The sequence below is a fragment of the Spirosoma horti genome (genome assembly GCF_054776595.1).
In genome coordinates, this window is the sequence record NZ_BAAHBQ010000006.1 from 449,883 (window position 1) to 471,700 (window position 21,818).

Annotated in this window: 23 protein-coding genes; 8 read left to right on the forward strand and 15 right to left on the reverse strand. The window is 50.8% G+C overall.

The features are described 5' to 3' along the window. Positions 1–23: 23 nt before the first annotated feature. Positions 24–500, reverse strand: a complete 477-nt coding sequence (locus ACYVAM_RS20485; RefSeq protein WP_461070440.1) for a DUF3347 domain-containing protein — start codon at positions 498–500, stop codon at positions 24–26. A gap of 202 nt (positions 501–702) precedes the next feature. Here ACYVAM_RS20485 and ACYVAM_RS20490 point away from each other — a divergent pair, with 202 nt between their 5' ends. From ACYVAM_RS20490 to ACYVAM_RS20500, 3 genes are all read left to right on the forward strand, one after another. Then, positions 703–1,233, forward strand: coding sequence for a DUF4269 domain-containing protein (locus ACYVAM_RS20490; RefSeq protein ID WP_461070442.1), 531 nt, complete (start codon positions 703–705; stop codon positions 1,231–1,233). Between the two features lie 85 nt (positions 1,234–1,318). Further along, positions 1,319–1,891: a Crp/Fnr family transcriptional regulator gene (locus tag ACYVAM_RS20495; RefSeq protein WP_461070444.1), complete on the forward strand. Its 573-nt coding sequence runs from the start codon at positions 1,319–1,321 to the stop codon at positions 1,889–1,891. 96 nt (positions 1,892–1,987) lie between these two features. Then, positions 1,988–2,434 carry a carboxymuconolactone decarboxylase family protein gene (locus ACYVAM_RS20500; protein WP_461070446.1) on the forward strand — a complete coding sequence of 149 codons (447 nt, stop codon included), beginning with the start codon at positions 1,988–1,990 and terminating at the stop codon, positions 2,432–2,434. 223 nt (positions 2,435–2,657) lie between these two features. Here the strand turns inward: ACYVAM_RS20500 and ACYVAM_RS20505 are convergent, their stop codons facing one another. The 8 genes from ACYVAM_RS20505 to ACYVAM_RS20540 form a co-directional block, all read right to left on the reverse strand. Beyond that, positions 2,658–3,050, reverse strand: coding sequence for a hypothetical protein (locus ACYVAM_RS20505; protein ID WP_461070448.1), 393 nt, complete (start codon positions 3,048–3,050; stop codon positions 2,658–2,660). Between the two features lie 83 nt (positions 3,051–3,133). Next, complete coding sequence (locus ACYVAM_RS20510; RefSeq protein WP_461070450.1) at positions 3,134–5,098, reverse strand: hybrid sensor histidine kinase/response regulator transcription factor; 1,965 nt, start codon at positions 5,096–5,098, stop codon at positions 3,134–3,136. 119 nt (positions 5,099–5,217) lie between these two features. Continuing rightward, complete coding sequence (locus tag ACYVAM_RS20515) at positions 5,218–5,625, reverse strand: hypothetical protein (protein WP_461070452.1); 408 nt, start codon at positions 5,623–5,625, stop codon at positions 5,218–5,220. A 229-nt stretch (positions 5,626–5,854) separates the two neighbouring features. Then, entirely contained in the window at positions 5,855–7,216 is a 1,362-nt protein-coding gene (locus ACYVAM_RS20520; protein ID WP_461070454.1) for a hypothetical protein, read from the reverse strand. 97 nt (positions 7,217–7,313) lie between these two features. Beyond that, a complete protein-coding gene (locus tag ACYVAM_RS20525; RefSeq protein WP_461070456.1) occupies positions 7,314–7,709 on the reverse strand; it encodes a hypothetical protein in 396 nt (131 codons plus the stop codon). Positions 7,710–7,773: 64 nt separating this feature from the next. Beyond that, positions 7,774–8,592, reverse strand: a complete 819-nt coding sequence (locus tag ACYVAM_RS20530) for a DUF4190 domain-containing protein (protein ID WP_461070458.1) — start codon at positions 8,590–8,592, stop codon at positions 7,774–7,776. A 180-nt stretch (positions 8,593–8,772) separates the two neighbouring features. Continuing rightward, complete coding sequence (locus ACYVAM_RS20535) at positions 8,773–9,408, reverse strand: response regulator (protein ID WP_461070460.1); 636 nt, start codon at positions 9,406–9,408, stop codon at positions 8,773–8,775. Between the two features lie 37 nt (positions 9,409–9,445). Next, positions 9,446–11,407 (reverse strand): tetratricopeptide repeat-containing sensor histidine kinase, encoded by a 1,962-nt coding sequence (locus ACYVAM_RS20540; protein ID WP_461070462.1) that lies wholly within the window; start codon positions 11,405–11,407, stop codon positions 9,446–9,448. A 257-nt stretch (positions 11,408–11,664) separates the two neighbouring features. On the opposite strand from ACYVAM_RS20540, the gene tal reads away from it, so the two are divergent. From tal to gndA, 3 genes are read left to right on the forward strand one after another with little or no spacing between them, the layout of a single operon-like run. Further along, positions 11,665–12,771, forward strand: coding sequence for a transaldolase (gene tal / locus ACYVAM_RS20545; RefSeq protein WP_461070464.1), 1,107 nt, complete (start codon positions 11,665–11,667; stop codon positions 12,769–12,771). An 11-nt stretch (positions 12,772–12,782) separates the two neighbouring features. Beyond that, positions 12,783–13,433 (forward strand): HAD family hydrolase, encoded by a 651-nt coding sequence (locus ACYVAM_RS20550; protein WP_461070466.1) that lies wholly within the window; start codon positions 12,783–12,785, stop codon positions 13,431–13,433. Further along, a complete protein-coding gene (gene gndA / locus ACYVAM_RS20555) occupies positions 13,408–14,871 on the forward strand; it encodes an NADP-dependent phosphogluconate dehydrogenase (RefSeq protein ID WP_461070852.1) in 1,464 nt (487 codons plus the stop codon). Before ACYVAM_RS20550 ends, gndA begins: the two co-directional genes overlap by 26 nt. Positions 14,872–15,010: 139 nt before the next feature. Here gndA and ACYVAM_RS20560 read toward each other — a convergent pair whose 3' ends face one another. Next, the gene (locus ACYVAM_RS20560; protein ID WP_461070854.1) at positions 15,011–15,493 is read right to left on the reverse strand and encodes a phospholipase D-like domain-containing protein; all 483 of its coding nucleotides are present in this window, start codon (positions 15,491–15,493) and stop codon (positions 15,011–15,013) included. A gap of 9 nt (positions 15,494–15,502) precedes the next feature. Further along, on the reverse strand, positions 15,503–17,152 hold the full coding sequence (gene ppk1, locus ACYVAM_RS20565; protein ID WP_461070468.1) for a polyphosphate kinase 1: 1,650 nt from the start codon (positions 17,150–17,152) through the stop codon (positions 15,503–15,505). Positions 17,153–17,422: 270 nt separating this feature from the next. On the opposite strand from ppk1, the gene ACYVAM_RS20570 reads away from it, so the two are divergent. Next, a complete protein-coding gene (locus ACYVAM_RS20570) occupies positions 17,423–18,487 on the forward strand; it encodes a phosphatidylinositol-specific phospholipase C1-like protein (RefSeq protein WP_461070470.1) in 1,065 nt (354 codons plus the stop codon). A gap of 101 nt (positions 18,488–18,588) precedes the next feature. On the opposite strand, the gene ACYVAM_RS20575 is transcribed toward ACYVAM_RS20570, so the two are convergent. Both ACYVAM_RS20575 and ACYVAM_RS20580 read right to left on the reverse strand, forming a co-directional pair. Continuing rightward, positions 18,589–18,846 carry a hypothetical protein gene (locus ACYVAM_RS20575; RefSeq protein WP_461070472.1) on the reverse strand — a complete coding sequence of 86 codons (258 nt, stop codon included), beginning with the start codon at positions 18,844–18,846 and terminating at the stop codon, positions 18,589–18,591. Positions 18,847–18,919: 73 nt separating this feature from the next. After that, on the reverse strand, positions 18,920–19,198 hold the full coding sequence (locus ACYVAM_RS20580; protein WP_461070474.1) for a hypothetical protein: 279 nt from the start codon (positions 19,196–19,198) through the stop codon (positions 18,920–18,922). Positions 19,199–19,491: 293 nt separating this feature from the next. Here ACYVAM_RS20580 and ACYVAM_RS20585 point away from each other — a divergent pair, with 293 nt between their 5' ends. Next, on the forward strand, positions 19,492–20,793 hold the full coding sequence (locus ACYVAM_RS20585) for an esterase-like activity of phytase family protein (RefSeq protein WP_461070476.1): 1,302 nt from the start codon (positions 19,492–19,494) through the stop codon (positions 20,791–20,793). A 121-nt stretch (positions 20,794–20,914) separates the two neighbouring features. On the opposite strand, the gene ACYVAM_RS20590 is transcribed toward ACYVAM_RS20585, so the two are convergent. Beyond that, positions 20,915–21,139, reverse strand: coding sequence for a hypothetical protein (locus ACYVAM_RS20590; protein WP_461070478.1), 225 nt, complete (start codon positions 21,137–21,139; stop codon positions 20,915–20,917). Positions 21,140–21,335: 196 nt separating this feature from the next. After that, complete coding sequence (locus ACYVAM_RS20595) at positions 21,336–21,782, reverse strand: hypothetical protein (protein ID WP_461070480.1); 447 nt, start codon at positions 21,780–21,782, stop codon at positions 21,336–21,338. Positions 21,783–21,818 lie beyond the last annotated feature (36 nt).

Below are 21,818 nucleotides of genomic sequence, written 5' to 3' on the forward strand. Positions count from 1 at the left end.
GTTGTCTCCCGGTTCACCGACGCTTAGATTTCCTCTTTCACCGATCCGCACTTCAGCATTTTATCGCCATAATAAGGATTCCGGACTTCACGCTTGTTGCTGAGCCACGACGCTCCTTTTCCTTCGGCGGCCATCGGGCAGAACTGCACGTAGGTTTTAGCGGGTTTAGTTGCTTTAGCCAGGGCAATCATGCTGGACGAAAGGCCTTCAAACTGTTTGCGTTGCGCATCCACACTGGTGCTTTTGCCAATGGCCATAGCGTTGGTTTTAGCCGTAGCCAGCGCCTTCTTATCGACCGCCGTCAATTTGGCCGCATCGACCTTCCCCAGCGCTGCGACCAGGGCCGCTGCACCTGTTTTGGCTTTGGCCGCATCTGTGGCCACTAAGGCATCTTTGACCTGATAATAGGCCATGAGGGCCGGTTCAGTTGTCTGCGCCGAAGCCACCAGCGAGATGAGCGACAGGCCCAGGGCGGCTATAGTTAATTGACTTTTTCTCATTTTCGAAGCTACATTATACGGTTAACCATCAAGTGAACATTCAGCATGAGCCTCCCTGTATGGGTGCCCGTCATCGATTTTAATAAAAAAGACAATATGGCAAAAAGGATGCATAAGATGGTACTCCATACGACAATGTGCAGTATAAAGACGTACTTCGGTTATTTTTGCAGGACCTCGTCGATATGATTTCCATTTTACGATGACGACACACTTCGACACACTGGATTACCTGAAAGCTGGAAACGCTCGTCAAAAACAAGCGTATTGGATTCTGACACACCATAAAGTAATGGACAAGCTAGACCGGTTTACCCCTATTCTGGTGGGTACCATTCCTATAGACATTGCCATTGACACCAGTGACCTTGATATTATTTGTTGCTGGGACGAGAAACAACCATTTTATACGACCATCCTCGATTCATTTCACCAGCAAACGGGATTCCGTATTCGCGACTATTCACTGGCAGGCACCGACTGTGTGGTGGCTAACTTCAGGATTGATACGGTAGAGATCGAAATTTTTGGGCAGCCTATCCCCACCCGGCAGCAAATGGCTTACCGGCACATGCTCATCGAACATAAGTTACTTACGGAACGTGGCGAGGTTTTCCGGCAACAGGTCATCGACCTTAAACGACAGGGCTATAAAACGGAACCCGCCTTTGGCAAACTGCTTGGTTTTCAATCAAATCCTTATGAAGAGCTACTCACCTATGAACGCAACTAGCCGAACATACCGGTCGACTTACCCGCAGTAGAGATTCGTTTATAAATGACCAACCCATCGACCCAAAGCAAATTTCGGGAAACACATGTCAGAGCAGTTGATTCAGCACATCAGGAAAAATGTAAACATCCAGTTAGCCGATGAATCGTCGATTCTAGGCTATTTTCGGCCTGTGCACGTCAGCAGGAAGGAGAATCTGCTGGAAGCCGGACAGCCGTGCACCTCCCATTATTTTGTTTTGAAAGGCTGCTTACGACTATTTTTCCTGAACGAAAAAGGAACGGAGCAAACGACCCAGTTTGCTATCGAGAACTGGTGGTTAACGGATTACATGGCTTTTCAAAACCAGAAACGTACGGACTTTACCATTCAGGCGGTCGAACCGGCCGATGTATTAGTCATTGACTTCCAGAAACAGGAGCAACTGCTGGCCCAATTTCCCCAGATGGAACGCTATTTCCGGCTGATCTACCAGCGGGCGTATGCGGCTTCTCAATTACGGACAAAGTATTTGTACGATTTTTCGCGGGAGGATCTTTATCTCCACTTCATAAAAAACTTCCCGGACTTCACCCAGCGCGTTCCCCAATACCTGCTGGCTTCCTTCCTGGGCTTCACCCCTGAGTATCTGAGTGAGATCAGAAAAAAGCGTTCTTAAACTGGTTTAAGTTTTTTCGCTTCTGCGCTTTCGACCTTTGTCGTATCAAAAATTGATACCAAACGACATTATTTCTCACGATCAACAGCGAACAGAATGGAAAAGCGAATCGACATCCAAACAATTGAACCACAGGCCTATAAAGCCATGTATACTTTAGAAGGTTATTTGCAGACCAGCCAATTAACCAAGACCCATAAGGAACTTATCAAGATCAGGGCTTCACAGATAAACGGCTGTGCCTTCTGCCTGGCGATGCACACAAAAGATGCCCTGAAAGCCGGAGAAACCGCGGAACGAATCTTCCTGCTGAACGCCTGGAAAGAAACCCGATTATTTACCGATGAGGAGAAAGCTATTTTGGCGCTAACGGAAGAGATCACGTTAATCCAGAAAAATGGCGTAGCCGACAACACCTATCAACGTGCCAGAGCCATCTTCAATGAGACCTACCTTTCCCAGCTCATTATGGCCATTGTGACGATAAACGCCTGGAATCGCATCGCTATAAGTACCCAACTGGAACCGTATCCGGCTGGCTAGGCTTTCGCCAGAAATAAAAGTGACAAATAACGCTGCTCCTGTTTCAGGCCAAACAATAAACCTGTTTCAGCTACGTTTTATAGGTGTTACGCTTTTTTAGCTCCGTGGATAATCTCCACGGAGCTTTTTTATGCCTAGAACTTTATACGTGGTTGAGTTAGCCGATGGTCATAAAATTCCCTCCTATGCCCAGTCGTGTTGTTCGTGCCGTCTCCAAAAATGGTTAATAAGAGCCACGTGGAATTATATCTACTGAAATAGAATCAGTGTACACGTTTAAAATTAAGGTCTTCTCCAGTGGGTATCCATTTGTGTAATACCCAAATTCTTCAACCAGTGTATCAGCTGAATTAGAAAATTTGTAGCGTAGTTGATAGCTGCCGTCGGTCTTATCCACTTTGCCAAATTCAAGATCTACATTAACAGTAGCCTCTTTAGGAATAGAGGAACTAGCTGTTCTACCTTGCCCATTTGTTGTTGAAACAGTCAGAAAGTCGATATTTTCTTGGCCTTTATTAGTCACTTGAAGCGCCAGCTTACGATCTGGACTCAGTTGGGTACATGATACCCAGACAAGAAAACTTAATGCGACAATCTCTGCTCTAAAATAAGTCATGACTATGAAGTTAAGAGTTTCTTGATGAGAGCCTAAAGTTAGCAGTCATGCCCGTTACAAGGCCGGTACTCGCCTAAAGAATCCTACCCCTTGACATAAGCCGACGGGGTTTGTTTATAAAACTCCCGGAAGACTTTGGTAAAATACGACGGCGTCTCGAAACCCACCAGATAGGCCGTCTCGGCTGCGCTGTGTCCTAACCGCAACAGGTCGATCGCTTTGCGTAAGCGATATTGGCGGATCAACTCAACCGGCGATAGATGCGTCAGGTTATGCACCTTCAGATAAAGCGCTTTGCGGCTCATCGCCAGCTCATCGGCCAGCCATTCGACGCTCAGCGTCGAGTCGTCCAGGTGTGCTTCGATCAGCGTGTACAACTTGCGCAGAAACTGGTCGCTAACCGTTTGCAACGGTGTCGTGCTATCGGGCTGAGCCAATTGCTGGCGGTAATGCTCCTGCAGGCGCTGCTGCCGACTCAATAAGTTACGTAACCGCAACCGGAGTTCGTCCAGATGAAACGGTTTTGTTAAATAGTCGTCGGCCCCGAGCGCCAGGCCCTTCAGCCGGTGAGCGTCACCCGCGCTGCCCGATAACAGCACCAGCGGAATATGATCGGTAACGGGGTCGGCTTTCAGGCGCTCAATCAGCGCGTAACCATCCAGACGGGGCATCATCAGATCCGTAATAATGATCGACGGCAGTTCCTCTTTGGCCAGCACCCACCCATCGTAGCCGTTAGCCGCCGACCGTACCCGGTACGTGGTAGCCAGCTCAGCCACCATAAATTCCCGCAGTTCGGGGTTGTCTTCGATTACCAGAACCAGTGGTGGCGATTCGGCCACGCCCGATGGAGTCGCTGATTGACCACTTGCCGGGAGTGTCGGTAAGTCGACGAGTACCGACGGAGATTCGACCACCGGAGCTGTCTCATTCTCATTTGGCCGCTGAAGGGGTAACTCCAGCACAAACTCCGTACCCGACGTGCCCGGGGGACCATCGACCTGGCTCTGGACGGTTATCTGGCCGCCCAGCCGCTGGGTAAGTTCGCGCACCAGCGACAGACTGATACCCGTACTATCGTTGGCCCGAATGCGCTGATTATCACCTTCGTAATAGCGATCGAAGACGTGAGGAAGTTTATGCGCCGTTATCCCAATGCCCGTATCCCGTACAGACAAACGGGCACCCGTCGGCGTCTGGTGCAGCGAAACGGTAATGGTGCCGGTAGGGGTGAACTGGATCGCGTTGGTCAGTAAATTGGCGAGAATCATTTCCCATTTGCCTGCATCGAACCGGTAATAGCCTGTAGGCATATCCGTTTGGTAGACCAGCGCCAGTTGCTTGATATCCGCCGACGGCTTAAATAAGTCGACCAGTTGGCTGACAAAGTCGGGTAAGTCGCCCACTTGCTCGACCAGTTCTACCTGCCGGGCTTCGAGTTGGTTGATGGCCAGCAACTGGTTGAGCAGACGCAGAATTTGCCGGGCATTGCGCCGAACCGTAAGCAACTGCTGCTGAAGGGGCACCGATAAATCCGGGGTTTCCAGCAGCTTGTCTACCGGAGAAATGATGAGCGACAAAGGAGACCGTAACTCGTGCGTGATGTTGGTAAAAAACCGCGTTTTCATCGAATCGACGGCCTTTAATTCCTGCGTTTCGCGCAACTGGTGAACGTAACGACTGGTTTTCTGGATGGTCGCTTCGAGATCCTCGAAGTTGATGGGTTTGGTAATAAAATCGAACGCACCCCGATTCATAGCCGTCCGAATCGTAGTCATATCGCCATAGGCGGTAATCATCACCGTACGCACCATCGGATTGATGTGCTGAAGCTGGTCCAGCAAGGTAAGGCCATCCATGCCGGGCATATTGATATCGCTCAATAAAAGATCGATATCGGGCTGTTCTTCCAGCATCCGCAGGGCCTGTCGGCCATCCTGGGCAAAAACAAACTCGTAGGTGCCATTCTGAATCGATTGGCGGAAACGTTGCCGAAAGAGAGCTTCCAGATCGACCTCGTCATCTACCAGGAGTATTTTGGTCTTCATGGGTTGGTAGTATACTAGTCGCTAAGGTACGAAAGGAAAGCCATCTGAACCGCTTACGAGACGGCCTCCTTTGGTAAATCAGCCTCTGCAGGCAGTCCTGTAGACAGATCAGGCCCTTTCTAATTTAGAGCGATTTGTCGGGTTGGTAAACCTGGCTGCTGCGTGGCGAGCGTAAACTGGTGCACCGTCGTATCGACGCCATTGCTGATGGCCACTTCATAAACGCCATCGGGCAGGGCACTTACATCTACCCGCAGGCGAGCCAGTTTCTGGCGTTTCCCAACCCGTTGGGCAAAGAGTTCTTTTCCGGCGCTGTTGGTCATCCGAATCTCGACGGTTCCGCCGATTTGTTTTTCAACCGCGATATTGAGTTTGCCTTCGGCATTCGTATACATGCCGCTTTTGTAGGCTGCCGCTACGGCGGTATCCGCTTTCGACGGACTACCGGTCGTGTCAGCGCAAGAAGGAGAAAGACTAGCCAGTGTTAATGAAAAGGCAACGAGGAGAGGTTTGATGAGGGCTTTCATAGGAGTCGACAATTGATTTGGTTATCCGTTTTGGATAGGTCAAAGGTCGGCTACCTGCCGGAGACAGGCTGTCACAAATGAGTCAATCGCTGGCACTTTTGTGATAGCAGGAGGCAACGATTTAAACTAGATTTTGTCCGGGCCAATCTCTGGCTTGGCCTTTGTTATTTCCATGGCCAAGCTCTGGCTTGGCCCGGACTACCCGCACAGTCCTTTCTTTGCCCAAGTACTAGTCCGTATCGGTGTAAGCATATCCCCCGATGAAAATAAGCGTAACGGTTGGCTTGGGTGGAGCGCCCTGGGCTCCTAAAGCGAACGACGTTTTAACAACTTTCCCATCGGCATACGTCAGTTCCAGGGTATTTCCCTGTAGTTTGTAGGTACCCGATGCCTTACTCTTCTTCCAGCCAGCCGCATTTCCCGAGGAAATCCCGGCATTTAGCCCCTGACTAAAGTGAGTGGCGTCTAAAAACTGAATTTTAGTGACCGATAAGGCGCTGGTACCGGCTCCATAGTCTCCACCACTGACTCGCTCATACGCTCGTTTGAGAGGAAAGTTACTGGAGTAAGGATAGGCTGGAAACCAGTTTCCAGCCCCCAGTTTGTAGTCCGTTGAGTGGTGTTTCGAGTTGGTAAGCGAGTAGACTTCCCCTTTTTTTTGCCAGGTTCCCCAGGCCACCGGATTGCTTTGTTTGGTTTTTGCAACGTCGAGCATCTCCAGAGGCTGCTCCCCTACTTCATAATAATCGCCATTTTTGAATAAGACGATGGGCTCAAAGGTCACCGCAGCCGGATAGCCGCTGATGGCTCGAAAAAACCAGCCTTCAACGCCGGAGACGGCTAACGCGGGTGACGGTTTCGCTAACGGGCCGCTCTCTGCAGCCACCGGTTGACGACTTGTCGTGAAGCCCTGGCTGGTGAGATGTAGCGGAGCCAAATCAAGTCCTGACTGGGTTTTATACATGGTCGCAATGCCTTGTTGGTAAGCGGGTAACGTGTGCTCCCGGATAGCCGATTGCCAGCCGCCCTGTACAACAACGAACTGAAGTTTCAGCTCTTCACCCAGTTGGGCCGCAACACCGGGCGCATTTAGCTGAGCGTTCTGAATTAGCTGAGGGGTAATTTGCGTGCGCACTCCCTGCACCATGGCGGGGGTCACGGCGTTTCCATCCTGCACGTCATGAACGATCATATAGCCCATGACCAGATAAGCAGCCATCACATCAATAGCATCGTTCTCGCGGAGGCCGTTGCCTTTCACCAGACCGCTGTAGATCGTGCCGTAATCGTATTTACCCGTCCCAAAATTAGCCGCTATGGCCTGCGAGGCTACCGGATTCTTTTTCTGTAGCCGCTCAACATATCCGGCTACGGTTGCTTTTTTTAGCGCCGAAGTAGGCACATAGGACAGACTGGCGCTGGTCGTAGGAACGGTTTTCGGAGCGGTCTTGCTGGCAGTTGGGTTGGCGTTGAGCACCAGTACCGGCAAACTAAACAGCGGTTGACCAGAGTAGACGCTTATCTGTGCACGGGCCTCCGGATGAAAAAACAATACAAACACCGGAGCCATGACTTTCAGGAATGATCTCATACTACATAGTTTAGATAACGACCTGTGCATACCATACAGTAAGGCCAACCAGTTGTAATTCTTCAGTTAACAACCCACTGATCGACTATTCGAATGCCTATTTCCTGGCGTTTATTGAGAAACTTCCTGTATTGTCCGAATAAGCCAGAGAGAACGTAGTGCCGTCAATGGAACCGACGCGGTTGTTACCATCAAGGATGTCATAACTTGATCCACTGGCTTTACGGATGTCTGCCAATCCGAGATCAGCACTCGCGGTCTGTCCATTCGAGGTCGTTGAGAGTGAGATCGAAATCTGCGTATCACTTTTTTTTACGACGCTCACACTGCCGCTCACACCCGGGTTAGGAATCACCGGTCTATTGTTGTAATCAAAACTCGTCATTTGATAGATACCGGCCAATTCTGGCTCAGGGTCCTTCTTGCCTATTTTATCGGGCAGACACGAGGTCACGGCCAGCAATAATAGAATCGCAATGCCTATATGTTTCATCAGTTGACTGGATTAGACGTGAATCAACCGGTTGATACCTACACATCAACCGGTTTACTTGAGATTAAAACAATACGTACAGAAGAATAACGGCGGCTGAAACCAGCCCGGCGATCATACCACCCAGAGCGAGTCCTTTTCCCTTAAAGCGCGCTGGTTCCTTGCGAATCCGGCTTAAGCTCAACGCGCCAAACACAATGGCAGCAGCCCCCAACAGGAAAGCCCCGTAACCGGTCAAGATGGCCAGTCCGCCCGTAGCAATGGCAACAATGGCGAAGGGATCGGTGCGCGGGCCATCATCCTGTGAATTGGTGGGGCTGTTGTACGATGTCCGGCCACCTGACGAACTGCTGCTCGATGGGTTGGCCGCCGAATTAAAGCGCTCCACATCGCCGGTCGAATATTTGATACTCAATACATCGCGCTTGGAAATGGTGTAGTCCGGACCGTCGGGGCGTTCACACTTTTTATACTTGATCTCATTGACGCCCACTTCCTTTATTTTAGCCTCAATGACATCGCCATTACGAAGTACGATCTGATCGCACTGGGGCGGGGCGGGTTTTGCCGAACGCGTCCGCTTAGACTGATGCCGAACCGCAGGCTGGCCAATAGCTGATTCATCGACCGATGTGAGAACGGGCTCTGTCGCTAGCGCCCAAACGGGTTTCGTTGGCTGCGGCACCTCTTCCTGTAGCGAGGCCGTCAACAACGTGTCAGCCGATGGCTGTGGGACAGGCGAACTGACCACCAGCCGTTGGGCAGCCGGGTGGTAGGTAGGTGCCAGATAAGCGGTGGAAGCCCGTTGGCAGGACATTGTGCCAACAAACGTCAGTAGAGCAACGAAGAAAACAGCAATCGAACGGGGAGTCAGCGTTTGCATAACGTAGGTACCAGGTGGCAGTTTGGATGGTGATTACCGTCAATCACCGAGGCAAAACTACCGGCTGGGTCCAGGGTGGACAATACCGCATTTGTATGATTTTAACGCGTGAACTGCTAAAGGAACAACCGAAAAAAAAGGTCTGAAAGTCCCCTTTTCCGCTATTTCACGCATCGCCTTTTACTTCCGGCCCAGATACTTATTGACGGCCTCTACTTTGGAATGGACCTGCAACTTCTCATAGATATTGAAGATGTGCTTACGCACGGTAGTGGGGCTGATAAACAGCTCGTTGGCAACTTCTTTATGGCTATGACCTTTCGCCAGCCGGTCCAGAATTTCGCGCTCGCGGGAGGTCAACACATCCAGTTCGTTGGACGCCGACGGGTTGGTGTAAAACGAACCAGCAATTTTTCGAGCAATGGTACTGCTCATGGGGGCTCCCCCTTCGTGCAGCTCGGTAATGGCCTCCAGGAGCTTGTGGGGTGGGCTTCGTTTGAGGATGTACGCATTAGCACCAGCTTTGAGCGCGTCGAAAACGGTTTCGTCTTCGTCGTACATGGTGCACATCATGAACTGCATATCGGGGCAAAGCGCTTTTAACTGCCGAACACAGTCGATGCCGTTCATACCGGGCAAATCAATATCCATGAGGACAACATCGACGCAATGGCTCGGCAAATACTCGAGTGCCGATTCGGCATTCTCGAACGTGGCCTGACAACTAAACCCTTCGGCACCATCGACCAGAATGGCCAGCGATTGCCGGATTGGCTCTTTATCTTCAACGATTGCTACCGTAATGGAGGTTTTCATCCGGCAATATTGACTTTTTTTTCCCGTCGATGCTATACTACGTTTGTAGTATTTTGGTAGCAGGAATGCGTGGGTACGGATACATGATTTTCACCAGCGTGCCGGTCGCGGAGGGGATAATCGAAAAGGTTCCGCCCGTTTCGGCCATGCGATTCTGCATATTGGCCAGTCCATTTCGCCATCGGGTCTGTTCCGTGGGCGTAAAGCCGCGCCCATTGTCGCTCACCTCGATCAGCAGGCGGTCCGTTTCGGGTTGAATCAGGAGCGATACCTGAGTTGCCTGCGCGTGTTTGACCACATTATTGAGCGCTTCCTTCACGGTCAGGAAAACATTCCGGCGGTCGGCACCCCGGATGGTAATCTCATTAGGCGACTCGTTTACCTGCGTTTTCAGCGACAGATTGGTATTGTCGATAAATTCACTGGCATAGGCTCGGGTATAGGCAATCAGCCCATTGAGGCTATCATTTTTTGTATTCAGCGACCAGATGATCTCATTCATGCTGGCGACCATATCGGCCGAAATTGTCGAAATCTTTTCCACTTCGGGGATAATGGCCGTTCCCATCCGTGTTTTTGCCACTTCGCTCAACAGACCAATGGCGGTCAGAGAAGCACCCAGATCATCGTGCATTTCCTTGGCAATGCGCAGCCGTTCTTTCTGCTGACCCTGTAGTTCCGATTGCACCACTGCCAGCGTATGTTCGCGTTCGGCAGCCAGCAGGGCATTGTCGGCTGTTCGCTGGCGCTGGCGTGAGTACAAATAGGCAAACACCAACCCACTCACCAGAACGACCCCAACCAACGACGCGATCAAAAGCCATAAATTCTGCCGTTGACGAGCCTGCTCCAGCCGACTAATCTGCCGTTGTTTCTCGGCTAGTTTCTGACCCGCTTCGGCCTGGCGGAGCTTTAGTTCATAATCTTCCAGAAGGGTTTTTGCGTCCAGCGTCGAGAGCGAATCTTTCGTTTGCATGTAGCGGTCATACCACGGAATCGCGTCTTTGTACTGGCCCATTCCGAGGTTCGCATTCGCGTATTCGCGGTAAATATTCCGAAATTCGGACAGGCCAACGTTGTGCTCTTTTGCCAGCGCGTAGGCTTTATCGAGCAATGATTTTGCCCGGCTATATTGCTTCAGTTCGTTATAGGTTTCGGCCAGTCCGGCCAGCAGATGCAGTTCCTGAAGCGGATTGTTCAACTGCTTATTCATCTGCAAAGCTTCGTGATAATAATAGAGCGACGAATCAAAATGCACTAGTTCTTTATGCAGGTTCGCCATATTCCCGTACAGACTGGCGACAATGTGCCGGTCTCGGATTGGGTCGAGCAGGGCTTTCCCTTTTTGGAAATAGGCCAGCCCCCGTTTCAGCTGATTTTGTTTGACGTAAATACCAGCCATGCTCTGGTAGTCCAGCGAGATGTCTGAATCGGAACTTTTGGCCAGCCGATCATTGGCGAGCGCCCGGTCGAAATAAGCCAGCGCCTGCGGATACAGCTTCTCTGATTCATACATGAGACCCAGATTCTGGTAAAGAGCCGCTGCTTTTCGGCGATTCTTATGGGCTAGCATAAACGGAGCGGCCTGCTTAAAATGCTGAATGGCCTCTTTGTTCTTTCCCTGCCATTTGGCCGACTGCGCGATGGCAAAGTGGCAAATACTCCGGTACTGTTCCGATGTATCCCGCTCTGCTTTCTGCAATCCCTGCGTGGCTACCTTGTACGATTCTTCATGATGACCCAGTATATCGAGCAGATACGTTATCAACCGAATACTCTCGAAATAGCCTTTCGTATACCCGATCTTACTGGAAAATGCCAGGGCTTTTCGATAATCACGGAGAGCCGTTTCGGGTTGTTGCATTTCGATGGCTTCTGCCTTTTTCAGCAGCGTCATCACATAACTGGTGTCTGTCGGGTTGGGAACTCGCTGACCGAAGCTATCACCCGGATAAAGAAGCAGAAAACAAACAAAAAGCAGCCCTCGTTTGACTAGCATTCGTATGATCATTATGAAAAACGTTGATGCACAAATATACAGGGCAACCGGCTTATTACTCACCTGGTCAATGAGTTGCCGCAAACTCATCTTATAAGCAGTCAATCCCAGCATTTATTACCTTTAGCGCCACACGCACGCAACGATTTCCGGCCATTCAGGTCAAGGCCGCTGTCAGGCACGTTAATGGCCGATTAAATGTTGCTTGCAGATCAACGAATGTTAAACAATTAGAAATCAACTGAAGTCTATTTCTTATGGAAACGAACAACGTAAAGCAAATCCACGACTTCGACCAAAGCATCTGGCTCGATTTCATTGACCGGAAAATCATGAACACCGGCGAACTGCAAAAACTCATCGACGAAGACGGTGTTCGGGGCATTACCTCCAACCCGGCCATCTTCGAAAAAGCGATCAGCAGCAGCAGTGATTATGATGACGACATTCGCCAACGGGCCCAGAGTAATCTGAGCAATGAAGATCTCTTCTATGAACTGGCGATCAGTGACATCAAACGGGCAGCCGATATTTTTGATCCTGTTTATAACGATGAGGAAGTGGTCGGTGCCGATGGCTACGTTAGCCTGGAAGTATCCCCTTTTCTGGCCCGAGACACCGAGGGGACTATCGCTCAAGCGCTTACCCTCTGGAAAAAAGTAGAGCGCGACAACGTGATGATAAAAATTCCCGGAACGGCCGAAGGCTTGCCCGCCATTCAGCGCTGTATCTCGGAAGGCCTGAATATCAACGTAACGCTGCTGTTTAGCCTGGAACGTTACGAAGCCGTAACCAACGCTTACCTGACGGGCCTCGAACAGCGGGATCAGGCGGGGCTTCCTATCGATAAAATTGCCTCGGTTGCCAGCTTTTTCCTGAGCCGGATCGATACGCTGATCGACCCGATGCTCCCCGAAAAAGGGTTGGCCGATCTGAAAGGAGAAGTGGCCATTGCTTCGGCCAAGAAAGCCTATGAAATTTACAAACGGGTGTTCAACAGGGACCGTTTCCTCAAATTAGCGGCCAAAGGCGCTACCCCACAGCGGTTGTTATGGGCCAGCACGGGCAGCAAAGATCCATCGTTCTCCGACGTCAAATACCTGGAAGCGCTCATTGGACCGAAAACGGTCAACACGGTCCCAATGGATGCACTGGTTGCCTTCCGCGATCATGGTGTAGCGGCCGATCGGCTGGAAAACGACCTCGACAAAGCCACCCAGACCCTGCAACGGCTGGCCGACGCGGGGATCGATCTTGCGGCACTTACCCAACAGTTGGAAAACGAAGGCATCGAAAAATTCAATGCGCCTTACCAGAAACTGCTGGATGCCATCGAAACCCAGCGCACCAAAGCTCTGGCGTAGTTCTGTTAGTCATGAAAACGCCTGAATTAAAAATCTTGCTCTTCGATATCGGCGGTGTCCTGCTCAACAATGCCTGGGGGCATGAGTCGCGCCGGAAAGCCGCCGATCTCTTTGCCCTCGACTATGAGGAGATGAACGTGCTTCATAACTTCATCTTCTCGACCTACGAGACGGGGAAAATTACCCTGGATGAATATCTGGACACGGTTGTGTTCAACCATGCACGCGATTTCAGCCGGGAGGAATTCAAGGAGTTCATGTTCGCGCAGTCGGTCGAGTTACCCAATATGCTGGCGTGGCTTACGGCATGGAAACAAAACCACTGCGGATTTCGTATTTTTGCCGTGAACAACGAAGGTCGCGAGCTAAACCAGTACCGGATCAACACGTTCAATTTACATCAGGTCTTCGATGCGTTTATTTCATCGAGTGAAGTTGGTATGGTCAAACCGGACCCGAATATCTGGCGTCTGGCCATGGGTATTGCCCAGGCTCGGCCAGACCAATGTGTCTATTTTGATGACCGGCTGATGCTGGCGCGGGCGGCCAGTAAGCTGGGCATCCGGGCTTACCATCATCAATCATTTGACGAAACCAGACAAATTCTCGAAGACCTCTCCCATTCACCCCTTTCTGATTATGAATACCAATTCAACCAGTGATCAATTTACGTTTGGCATGATTGGCCTCGGCACGATGGGCCGCAATTTATTGCTGAACATGGCCGACCATGGGTTTTCTGTGGCGGGTTACGACAAAAATCCAGCCCAGTCAGACCTGCTCGAAAAGGCCTGGGCCAACGACGCCGGTGATTCCAACACGGTCGTAAAGGGATTTACGGACATCAACGCCTTTGTCGGTAGCCTCAAAAGCCCCCGTGCCATTATGATGCTGGTTCCGGCCGGACCGATTGTCGACAGTGTGGTCGCCGAACTGCTGCCCCTGCTCGACAAGGGCGATATTATCATCGACGGCGGCAACTCCCATTTTACCGACACGATGCGTCGCGACAAGGCACTCGAAGCCGAAGGCTACCACTTTTTCGGCATGGGTATTTCGGGTGGTGAAGAAGGGGCCCGTCGGGGTCCAAGCATGATGCCTGGTGGCGACAAAACGGCTTATGAGTTTGTGAAACCCGTCTTAACCGCCGTAGCGGCTAAGGTGAACGGCGATCCCTGCGTCACCTACATCGGTCCCGGTGCGGCCGGGCACTTCGTCAAAATGGTGCACAATGGCATCGAGTATGCCGTCATGCAGCTCATCGCCGAGACCTACGAAGTATTACGAAAGGGCCTGAAACTGGACAATGCGGCCATCGGGAAGGTATTCAGCGATTGGAACGAGGGTCGTCTGCAGTCGTTTCTGCTGGAAGTGACCAGCGATATTTTCAAGTACCACGAACCCGGCGAAACGCAACTGCTGCTCGACAGTATCAAAGACGAAGCCCGCGCGAAGGGAACCGGCAAATGGACCTCGCAGGTGGCGATGGATCTGGTTACGCCAATTCCAGCCATTGATAGTGCCGTTTCGATGCGTGATTTGTCGAAATACAAGGCGTGGCGCGTGGAGGCATCCGGTCTTTACGGCGACGAAATCGCCCCGTTGGCTGTCGATAAAGATGCGCTCTTGGCTAGTCTGGAGCAGGCCTTCTTCTTCTCGATGATCACGACCTACGCGCAGGGTATGCACCTGCTGGCGTCGGCTTCGGAGCAGTATTCTTATGACCTGAATCTGGCCGAGATCACGAAAATATGGCGTGGCGGCTGCATCATCCGGGCCGCGTTCCTGGAAACGATGCTGAGCGCTTACCAGACCGATTCGTCGCTCAAACACCTGCTGCTGGCCCCTGCCGTGCAGACCATCATTCAGGAAACAGTACCCGGCATTCGCACGGTTGTCGGCACGGCCGTTGCGGCTGGTATCGCCGTACCAACGTTTGCTACGTCGGTCAGTTACTTCGATGCCTTCCGGTCGGCCAACATGCCTTCGAACCTGATTCAGGCTCAGCGCGATTATTTTGGCGCACACACGTTCGAGCTCATTGGTAAGGAAGGTGTTTTCCACGCCCAATGGCAGGGGAAAGAAGCAACAAATCCTTAAGGGGAGTTGCCATTTAGTTGAAGTTGCTGGCTAGCCAGCCGGCAACTTCAACTAAATGGCAAGCAAAGTGTGTCCTGCTGACAATGGTTTTCGGATAATCGAAACGATTGGCAGCAGGACACACTTTTGTTAAAACAGGTCATTCGACAGCCGTTGTGGCGAGTGCCTGTTCCTTCAACCAGTCATAAATGGCGAGTTGAGCGCGCACCGGGGATGCCCCAGGCTCACGAATGGGCTGGTTATGGCCCTGTACATCAAGAAGGCAGGCCTTGGTGTTGTCCGCCAGTTGATAGGCAATGAGTTGTCGAAGTTCCGTTTGTACCTGTGGGTCGTAGACCGGAAACCCCACTTCCACCCGGTGATACAAGTTTCGTTGCATCCAGTCGGCGGAGGCCAGGTATATTTTCTCGTCCCCATTGTTGTGAAAAATGGCGACCCGGGCGTGTTCGAGAAACCCATCCACCAGCCGGATCACCCGAATCCTTTCGCTCATGCCCGCCACACCCGGCACCAGGCAGCAAATCCCCCGAATCAGCAAATCGATTGTGACACCGGCCCGACTGGCCTCATACAACTTGTCAATCATGGTCTGATCTTCCAGACCATTTAGTTTAAGCGTAATATGGGCCCGTCAGCCCTTATGGGCATGGTGCATTTCTTGCTCGATCATGTCCAGATACCGTTTCTGAAGGGTGAAAGGCGACACCAGCAGATGGCTCAACTTGCCCACCTCTTTCTGCTTGCCCAGGAAATCAAATACCTGACCCAGTTCACGCACGATAGGTTTATGCCGTGTCATCAGGCCATGATCGCCGTAGATTTCGGCCGTCACTTCGTTGAAATTACCGGTTGCCAGGTACGCATACTGTGTCCGTTTGGCTTTGGCTGATGGCTTTCGGCGTTTGATCAGGGCAATTTTAGCGTGTACTTTTACCCCCGGCAAACTGTACATAATCCGTACACCGGCGGCCTTCATCTCTTCGGCCCAGCGCAGGTTGTTAGCCTCGTCAAACCGAGCTTTTACTTCCACAAATACACTCACCTGCTTGCCGTTATGGGCGGCACTCATCAGCGCATTCGCGATCAGCGAATCAGACGCGATGCGGTAAAGGGCCACATCGATCTGGTAAACCAGCGGATCGATGGCGGCCTCGTTGAAAAACCGCAGAACATACTCATACGACTGGTAAGGAAAATGCAGAATCCGATCCCGTTCGTCAATAGCCGCAAAAATGGAGTCATGCGCATCCAGTTCGGGCTTGAGCAACGGTGGCAGCACGGGCGAGGCCATATCCGGCCCTTTGGGCATGGGTAGTTTCAGCAACGCACTTAGACTATGGTAGCGGCCACCCGCCTGCAACTCGTCGGGTTTCAGATCGAACAGACTGATAAAGAGGGCGATCAAATCAGCGGGCGCATTACCGTCGTAAAGAAAACGAACCGGCGGGGCTGTCTTTCGTTTTTTGAGCTGCCGTTTGATTTTCCGCACCAGATTGCCATGATACTCATCCTTAATATCGATGTCTTCCGAGCGATTAAGCTTAAAGCTAAAACAACCTGTTACCTCGTAGCCCGGAAAAACAATCGACAGGTTAGTGCGAATAACATCGTCCAGAAAAGCAAAATAGTGCTTATCGTCAATGGCGCTGAGCGGGACGAAGCGGGGCAACTTATCGGCCGGAATATTCAGGTAAGCGTATAACGTGTCATTAGCCTCTACCTCGGTTTGCTCATCCTGGCCGGGCAGTAGCTGCGGTCTGGCTTTGGGCCGTAAGGTCAGGGCAAAATAGAGTTGCTGACTATCCAGGAAAGGAAGCCGGTTTTTGCGCTTAGCCTTACGAAGCGAACCAATGAATACGGGTTGCAGATAGGACAGCACTGTACTTCGAAAAAACCGTTCCTGCTCATGGCGGTGTACTTCGGGAAGTGCTTCCTGCTGATACAGAACGAGACCATGCTCCTGCAGGCGGGGCAGCAACTCATCATGAAAGATGGCCTGGTATTGCTCCTGTTGCTGGGCCACAATACCGAGCACCTGCGTGAGTGTCTGCTGAGGATCGGTAAGGAGTCGACGGGTTATTTTTTTCTGCCTGAACCGGATCAAGCTGCGGAGGGCACTGACCCGAACGCGAAAAAACTCATCGAGATTAGCCGAGTAAATAGCCAGAAATTTGACCCGATCCGCTAATGGCACCTGCTTATCGGCCGCTTCCATCAATACCCGGCCATTGAACGCCAGCCAGCTTATGTCCCGGTCTATATATCGATTTTTGTTTTCCATAGGTTGTTTGAGGTCGTCACGCATACTATCAGTACAACTGCCTGGACCGAGTTTGGCGCGTCTGATGCGTCAAGAAATTGTTATGTTTCTTAACGAGCGAGTGATTCGGTGTGTTAAACGTCAATAGGTAATGGGCCCGGGGAGATCGTGGGTAAACCTTTCCGATAGTATAGCCACCTTTGGCTCTTTTAAGGGTGCCTACAGCGATTTAATGTTCCCTTAATATGCCTGATCGTATCTTAGTACGTCAACTAAGCCTGCTCTTTACCCATGAAAGTTTTTCTTGCCCTATTTGGTTTCTGGCTCTTGACGGCGCTGATTCCGGCAAATTTTGACAGCTTGAAACTCAATCAGATTCAGTGTATTGGTTCCCATAACAGCTACAAACAAGCTATTGACCCAGCTTTGTTCAGCCTGCTAAAACGAACCGACTCGCTCCGATTCAACGCCATCGAGTATAGCCACATCAGTCTGACCGACCAATTGAACCTTGGTCTGCAAAACCTTGAAATCGATGTGTATGCCGACGAAAAAGGGGGTAAATATGCACACCCGCTGGGCCTTGTGCTCGCCAAAGGCCAGCAGCCCTATGATGCAGACGGCGTAATGAAAGAGCCGGGGTTCAAGGTGTTTCATATTCAGGATATCGATTTCAGAAGCAGTTGCCCGACTTTCAAGGGCTGTCTGGCCGAACTGAAACGCTGGTCGGATGCGCACCCGAATCATTACCCGGTTTTTATTACCATGAATGCGAAAGACGATACCATCAAAAAACCCGGATTTGCGATCCCCGAACCCTTTACGGCGCGGGTTTACAATCGACTGGATAGCGTTATTCTGGCCGGTTTGGGGCGCTCTAAACTGATCATACCCGACAATGTACGGGGCACGATGCCAACTCTGGAGGCTGCTGTACTGGCAGGTAACTGGCCAACCATGCAATCGGCAAAAGGCAAGTTTCTGTTTGTGCTCGACGAAACCGGCTCAAAACGGTCGGCCTACATTGCCGGTCACCCGTCGCTGAAGAATCGGGTACTGTTCACGAATTCGGAACCCACTACGCCCGAAGCCGCTTTTGTCATTTTGAATAACTCGGTCGACGACCAGCGTCAGATTCAGACCCTGGTAAAGAAAGGGTACCTCGTTCGCACCCGGGCCGATTCGGATACGAAACAGGCCCGCCTAAACGACAAACGAAGTTTTGAGGCCGCCTGCCAGTCAGGGGCGCAAATTATTACAACCGATTATTACGCCAGGAGCCAGTTTTTCCCATCTGATTACGTCGTTCATTTCGCTGACGGCACCTACCTTCGCCCGAATCCGGCAAGCCGTTGATGGCCGTGGTCACTCCTTGGTATCCGTATGATTGTCTCAGAAAAACGCGAGGGGCCGGCTTTTTTAAAACCGGCCCCTCGCGCGTAAGGCTACTCACTGATTTAGACCTGGTGACGCAGGGCATTGGTAGCCGACTGTGCCAGTTCGTGCTCGACGGCTTCCGCAAAGGCATTCTTATCCGACTTGCGGTATTGGTCCAGCGAAGCAGCGCCCGACGGTGGCGTAAACCTGATGTGAGCCCGCAAACAAGCATCCCATAAAACAGGATTCGACTGTATTTTATATTGACGAAGGGGTGTATCGGCCCCAAACCAAAGGCCAATAATATTACTCTTCGTTACTTTCATTTGATGAGCCATTCCCTGATCTGTTTAGCACTTATGGATAGATGTCCAAGATTTGTTCTTTCAATACAACGTTTTATTCCTGCTTTTAGTCAACATTCCCCGGCGGAATCAATCCACTGAACCGGTAGGAAGTTTTCAGATAGGCTTTGGCAATTGACCGAATGGAGTCCAGACTGCTTACGGTTATGGGTTTACCCGCATGGTCGTAGGGAATGGATTCATCGGTTAGCACGTCGTAGATTCCCTGCGGAGTCAAATCATTATCTTCGTAACCCCAGAACAAAAAATCGAGTGCGTCAATCAAACTGTCGAAACCAACGCCGGTTGCAGTTTGAAGCTGATTATAAACGGCGATAAAGCGCATACGTAGTTCATTACAGTGAGCCACAAAAGTAATGGGTTCCCCAGCAGAGGGTGTTACCGATTCATTATGAAACGAAGGGCTTATTGGCCAATTCGCTAACGATAGGATAATGATCGACTACATTTCGCTTTGCCAGTCCGTGAATTCAATCAAAGGGTAACCCTTTCTAGCCAGTGAAACGGCCTGCTGATCCTAAAACTTAACACGCACATAACAAACCAGTAGCATCGGTTACACAGGGATAATATACGGTCCTCTAGCTTTGCAGGTATCATTAGACCATATAGCCAGCTATGAGATTCTCACATGTACCGCTTTCATTCGTCATCGTTGCCGGGATTGCTGTTGCGGCTTGCGAAGACCACCGTTTGCCTGCCATTTCTTACCCAACCTTCGCCGAAGCGTCCAATCCAAAAATATTAGCGACCTCCCCTAACGGGACAGTCATTTATAATGGTGGTTTTGGCTCGGCCATCGTAGCTGACCCACTCGATCCAGCCGTTTTTTACCTGCTAACCGACCGCGGACCGAATGCCGCCGGATCAGCCGCCAACTCGATCATTTTTGGGAAAGCCGATTTTACACCCCAGGTTGGAAAATTCCGGCTCGTGGGCAACCAGTTAGTACTGGAACAAACCATTTTGCTTAAAAACGCGGCTGGCCAATTGCTCACGGGCCTGCCCAATCCCGTTGGGCAGGGAAACACGGGCGAGATCGCACTCGACCTGAATGGCAAAACCATTGCCCCCAATGCTGACGGACTCGATTCTGAAGGAATGGTGTTGTCATCGGATGGGACATTCTGGGTGAGTGATGAATATGGCCCTCATATCGTACACTTCGACGCTAGTGGCAACACCATCGAGCGGATCAATCCCTTCGGCACGGGTACAGGCGGCCGAACGTTGCCTAAAGTACTGGCCCGTCGTCGGCCAAACCGGGGTATGGAAGGGCTGACGATTACACCCGACGGCAAAACATTGGTTGGCCTGATGCAGTCGCCAATGTATAATCCATCGTCAGCGGCTGTTTCGGGTTCTACGGTTATCCGGGTTGTGACGTTCGATATTGCCAGCGGGGCGACCAAACAGTATGTCTACCTGATGGAAAATGCCAGCCTGACGGGTTGCAGTGAAATTGCGGCTATTACGGCCACTACGTTCCTGGCCATTGAACGCGATGGCGATTATGGCGGAAATCCAGTTAAGCCTTCGGCGTTCAAGCGCGTATACAAATTTGATTTGGCTGGCGCAACCGATATATCGGACCCCGCAAATAGCGATAGCGGTAAATTATACAATGGCTTAACCGTTGAGCAGCTTAAGGACAAGGCAGGCCTCCAGAGCGCTGGTGTTGTCCCCGTTGCCAAAACGCTGATCTTAAATCTATTAACTGATATTTCACCCGTTTATCCACACGATAAGGCTGAAGGAATTTCGCTGATTGGCTCGAATCGACTGGCCATTTCGAATGATGATGATTTCGGCGTTGTCGACAATGGTCAGAATGGGTTTACGGCGAAGATTTTACCCGCTACCGGCCAGGTGGATCGCAACCGAATCTATTTTGTCACCCTGCCTACGGCGCTTCGGTAAGCGATTCGTCTCCTGATTGGTATAGCTCACTGAAAATAGACAAGGGGGCGTTTGGGGTAATTAGTAGTCTAGCTAATTACCCCAAACGCCCCCTATTGCATGACAAGGCTATCTAAATTACCTACCCTGCCTTCTCTTCTGCTTTAACAACGTCCATATCGATGGTTGGCGCGGCATGCTTTTTCTTCTTTTCTTTCTTTACCTGTTTTGCCAGTCGTTTGGCCAGTTTCTTTGTCGATTTTTCAATGGTCTTTCTGAACTTTTTCGACGGCTCAGTTGACTCGCCCAGTTTAGCCTCAACAGCGGTTGCCAGCACATGAGCAAGCGCTTTGGTAGATGATTTCATACGTGTATTTGGTGAATCCCGTAAGCCAGGAAAAATTTACAAAGAAATACGAATAAAAAGTCAAAAACGAAAGGTCTGTGTTAAGAATTTGGTACGCTTTTCCCATACTCCGGCATTCTTAAATGAAACTAAGAATGCCATCTTTAGTTTGACCCTCAGCCACTTACCAGGAGGCAAATCTTGGCGAATTTGCGAATTACCTCATGGCCTCCTCGGCAGCTTTTTTTACGATGGCCAGATCATTAACACCTTCGAAGCCACTGAAACCGCATGAGAGCCGGGTTTCGGCATCCAGTTGAATAGGCTGGCCGCCCTCCCAGCCCATTAAATCGGGGAGTTCAATGCCAAAATCTTTATAATTGAGCTGGTCTGAAAACACTAGTCGTTCATACTCACCCGTTTTGTATCCGGTTATCCAGACCTGCGAAGCCTTGCGGTAGGCCACATCATAAAAGCTGCGGCCTCTGACTTTATTATCACCCCAGATTTTTCCATAGATCCGCCCGGAGTCGTCGATCAGACAAACCGCCACATTACCCTCCGAAATTCGCCAGTCGGCTTCACTGCTTTTATAGGCGGAGATTTGAGCCGATATACTGTCGAACAACTTATTGATTACCTCCTGTAGCGTTTCGTTACTCATTGACTCCATTTTTTACTATTCCTTCCAGGTCTTACT

Bases quoted from the DNA above. Each gene is read 5' to 3' on its own strand.
- ACYVAM_RS20485 (WP_461070440.1), bottom strand. From the start codon at position 500: ATGAGAAAAAGTCAATTAACTATAGCCGCCCTGGGCCTGTCGCTCATC.
- ACYVAM_RS20490 (WP_461070442.1), top strand. From the start codon at position 703: ATGACGACACACTTCGACACACTGGATTACCTGAAAGCTGGAAACGCT.
- ACYVAM_RS20495 (WP_461070444.1), top strand. From the start codon at position 1,319: ATGTCAGAGCAGTTGATTCAGCACATCAGGAAAAATGTAAACATCCAG.
- ACYVAM_RS20500 (WP_461070446.1), top strand. From the start codon at position 1,988: ATGGAAAAGCGAATCGACATCCAAACAATTGAACCACAGGCCTATAAA.
- ACYVAM_RS20505 (WP_461070448.1), bottom strand. From the start codon at position 3,050: ATGACTTATTTTAGAGCAGAGATTGTCGCATTAAGTTTTCTTGTCTGG.
- ACYVAM_RS20510 (WP_461070450.1), bottom strand. From the start codon at position 5,098: ATGAAGACCAAAATACTCCTGGTAGATGACGAGGTCGATCTGGAAGCT.
- ACYVAM_RS20515 (WP_461070452.1), bottom strand. From the start codon at position 5,625: ATGAAAGCCCTCATCAAACCTCTCCTCGTTGCCTTTTCATTAACACTG.
- ACYVAM_RS20520 (WP_461070454.1), bottom strand. From the start codon at position 7,216: ATGAGATCATTCCTGAAAGTCATGGCTCCGGTGTTTGTATTGTTTTTT.
- ACYVAM_RS20525 (WP_461070456.1), bottom strand. From the start codon at position 7,709: ATGAAACATATAGGCATTGCGATTCTATTATTGCTGGCCGTGACCTCG.
- ACYVAM_RS20530 (WP_461070458.1), bottom strand. From the start codon at position 8,592: ATGCAAACGCTGACTCCCCGTTCGATTGCTGTTTTCTTCGTTGCTCTA.
- ACYVAM_RS20535 (WP_461070460.1), bottom strand. From the start codon at position 9,408: ATGAAAACCTCCATTACGGTAGCAATCGTTGAAGATAAAGAGCCAATC.
- ACYVAM_RS20540 (WP_461070462.1), bottom strand. From the start codon at position 11,407: ATGCTAGTCAAACGAGGGCTGCTTTTTGTTTGTTTTCTGCTTCTTTAT.
- tal (WP_461070464.1), top strand. From the start codon at position 11,665: ATGGAAACGAACAACGTAAAGCAAATCCACGACTTCGACCAAAGCATC.
- ACYVAM_RS20550 (WP_461070466.1), top strand. From the start codon at position 12,783: ATGAAAACGCCTGAATTAAAAATCTTGCTCTTCGATATCGGCGGTGTC.
- ppk1 (WP_461070468.1), bottom strand. From the start codon at position 17,152: ATGGAAAACAAAAATCGATATATAGACCGGGACATAAGCTGGCTGGCG.
- ACYVAM_RS20570 (WP_461070470.1), top strand. From the start codon at position 17,423: ATGAAAGTTTTTCTTGCCCTATTTGGTTTCTGGCTCTTGACGGCGCTG.
- ACYVAM_RS20575 (WP_461070472.1), bottom strand. From the start codon at position 18,846: ATGGCTCATCAAATGAAAGTAACGAAGAGTAATATTATTGGCCTTTGG.
- ACYVAM_RS20580 (WP_461070474.1), bottom strand. From the start codon at position 19,198: ATGCGCTTTATCGCCGTTTATAATCAGCTTCAAACTGCAACCGGCGTT.
- ACYVAM_RS20585 (WP_461070476.1), top strand. From the start codon at position 19,492: ATGAGATTCTCACATGTACCGCTTTCATTCGTCATCGTTGCCGGGATT.
- ACYVAM_RS20590 (WP_461070478.1), bottom strand. From the start codon at position 21,139: ATGAAATCATCTACCAAAGCGCTTGCTCATGTGCTGGCAACCGCTGTT.
- ACYVAM_RS20595 (WP_461070480.1), bottom strand. From the start codon at position 21,782: ATGAGTAACGAAACGCTACAGGAGGTAATCAATAAGTTGTTCGACAGT.